3 protein-coding genes are annotated in these 2,571 nt (G+C 31.0%); 1 reads left to right on the top strand and 2 read right to left on the bottom strand.

The genetic code is table 11. The annotated features are described in order from the left end of the window. Positions 1–307: 307 nt before the first annotated feature. Entirely contained in the window at positions 308–931 is a 624-nt protein-coding gene (locus Q0977_RS18110) for a kinase (protein ID WP_299516535.1), read from the bottom strand. 179 nt (positions 932–1,110) lie between these two features. Between Q0977_RS18110 and Q0977_RS18105 the strand changes: the two genes are divergently transcribed. Then, positions 1,111–1,896, top strand: coding sequence for a M15 family metallopeptidase (locus Q0977_RS18105; protein ID WP_299516533.1), 786 nt, complete (start codon positions 1,111–1,113; stop codon positions 1,894–1,896). 80 nt (positions 1,897–1,976) lie between these two features. Here Q0977_RS18105 and Q0977_RS18100 read toward each other — a convergent pair whose 3' ends face one another. Then, positions 1,977–2,429 carry a GNAT family N-acetyltransferase gene (locus tag Q0977_RS18100; protein WP_299516531.1) on the bottom strand — a complete coding sequence of 151 codons (453 nt, stop codon included), beginning with the start codon at positions 2,427–2,429 and terminating at the stop codon, positions 1,977–1,979. Between the last annotated feature and the right edge of the window lie 142 nt (positions 2,430–2,571).

Genomic DNA, 2,571 nt, shown 5'->3' with positions numbered 1-2,571 from the left:
TTGAGTTTCGGGTGTTGAAAGGCTTAACAATTTCCAATTTCAATAATTTTTATGATTGACATTTCACCCCTGGGCTTATTTTTAGAATATATTGAACTAAAAGCTAACTTTCTTTTATATATTACAATATAGTATGAAATGTATACACTACTTGTTTTTGTATCGTCTTTTTACTCACTTCAAGCTTTATCGTTGAATTTACTTTAGCGTATTATTATTCAGAGGATTTCCAAACTTTTGAAAAGAAATTCACGGAATAGACACTAAGTATTAAAATTGGTTGTAATAAGTCATCCTATCCAAAGCATTAATTCATATCTATTATTTTATCTGCCTGTTCAATCGGATTTTCCGTTTTTAAATAATGCTCTTCCCCTAGCCAATATCTTCTTTTATACTTATTTAATCTTGTTTGTAAGTTTCCAATATATAAATCTCGATTTAGAACCCTTTCATACCTTATTTCTCTTGGGCAATTCAAAAATATTTTATAATCATAAAAATTTTTCCATTCTTTTCTTTGTAGAAATATCCCATCAATTAGTATGATGGAGTCATATGATATTGTAATTTCTTTCAGTGTAGTCTTATTAGAATCCTTATAATAATAAGGCAAAGAAATTTTTGTATAGTAATTATGTATTTTCTCTAATAAATCATTTTTAATCAAGTCAATATCCCATTGTAAATAGTAATATTCAAACCATTCATCGTACCCGGTATTATATCTTTTAGTATTTTCCACTATATGGTCATCCATATGAATAATAGTGACATTGCATTTCCTTTTTAGCACGTCTTCGAGTTCTTTCACCATTGTCGTTTTACCCGCTCCACTTAATCCATCAATCGCGACAATGAAAGGGCGTTGCTTAAACGAACGTGTATTAAATAGGTGGAACAATTCATTTACAATTTTATGAACACTCATGGTACACCCCTTCTCCTATTGCGAATTCTTTATATATTCAAATAACTTATTAAGCACGACTTCAATTTTGAAAAATGTACTCCTCCAATTATTCAATTTAAGAAAAACTTAAGATTTATACCACTATTTTTTAAGAATTTATTATTATACTAGAAACTATTAATAAAGGAGCGAGCATATTGAAAAAAATAATCATAGCACTAATGATCATCCTATTTTGTTATCAATTCTTCATAAATGATTCCCCTAAATTAAATCAGGAAATTTCATTGCAGGGCAAGTCACCTTACAATGGCAATTTAATATTAATCAATAAAGATTTTAAGCTCCAACAAGAGCCAACAAACCTAACAATAATTCCAAAAGGCTTAACAGAAAACGTTTTAATCGATTCAGAATATAAAGTCCAACAAAGCTTAATCGAACCATTAAAACAGATGTTTGAAGCGGCACAAGAAGACGATATTCAACATTTCAAAATCAATAGTGCATATCGAAGCGGCAAACTACAGCAACAACTTTACGAACAAAAGGGTGCTGAATATGCATTGCCTTCTGGTTCTAGTGAACATCAAACTGGATTATCGATTGATATTGGTTCTACCCAAGGGACTATGGATAAAACGATGGAAGGCAAATGGCTAGAGGAACACGCTACTGATTACGGTTTTATATTACGCTATCCAGAAAATAAAGTAGACATCACAGGTATTGCATTTGAGCCTTGGCATTTCCGTTATGTTGGATTGCCACATAGTATAATCATGAAACAAAAGGACATGTCTTTAGAAGAATATATAAAATTTTTAGAAGATGAAAAAGACTACACGGCTAAGGTTAATGGTGTAAAATATTATGTTCAGTATGTTGAAAACACCAACCAAGCAAAAATCCCTGATTCGACAAAATATGAAGTGTCTGGTGACAATTTAAATGGATTTATTATTACCTCGATTTTAAAATAAATTAAAGAAATCTCCGGTATTGCTAGATCTACTGGATAACAGCTACTTGCTGATTACTTTTTACCAACTTATTGTTAAATTTACAAATATCGAGATAATCGAATCATATCTCTACACTGTATACCATTTTCGAAGATGTCTTGTGTATAATGCTTAGTGAAAAAATCTATATCAACGCCGGTAATTCTAAATCCACACTTTTGATATAGGGCTAATTGACTGATACTTGAATTTCCAGTACCTAATTCAATCGTTTTGTAACCTTTTGACTTGGCTACTTCAATCGCATTCATCACTAATTTTTTTCCTATGCCTTTACCCTGGAAAATCTCCTCTACTGCAATATTTACTAATTCCACGGTTTCAGGTCTTGTTTCTAGTAATACATAACACCCGATTACTTGATCATTACTTTCAGCTACAAAACACTGTCCCCTTTGTAAGTATTCCTCAACAATCTTTCTAGAGGGGTCAGCTAACAATAACAAACCCATTGGAGGACGTTCATCAATATTTAGTTTACGTATTAACATATTACTCCGCCTTTATGTATTTTTACTACTTATGTTATGTTATTTTACTTTATTTACTACGGAATCGGGAGTGTCAATAATTTTGTGTAAATGACTTTTCAACCTTTTCAAGTAGATCGTCACTTTGGTATTCAATTAGACT

It is taken from the genome of uncultured Rummeliibacillus sp. (genome assembly GCF_934216135.1).
In the GTDB taxonomy this organism is placed as follows: Bacteria; Bacillota; Bacilli; order Bacillales_A; family Planococcaceae; genus Rummeliibacillus.
This window is presented reverse-complemented; position numbering and strand designations above follow the sequence as displayed.

Bases quoted from the DNA above. Each gene is read 5' to 3' on its own strand.
- Q0977_RS18110 (WP_299516535.1), bottom strand. From the start codon at position 931: ATGAGTGTTCATAAAATTGTAAATGAATTGTTCCACCTATTTAATACA.
- Q0977_RS18100 (WP_299516531.1), bottom strand. From the start codon at position 2,429: ATGTTAATACGTAAACTAAATATTGATGAACGTCCTCCAATGGGTTTG.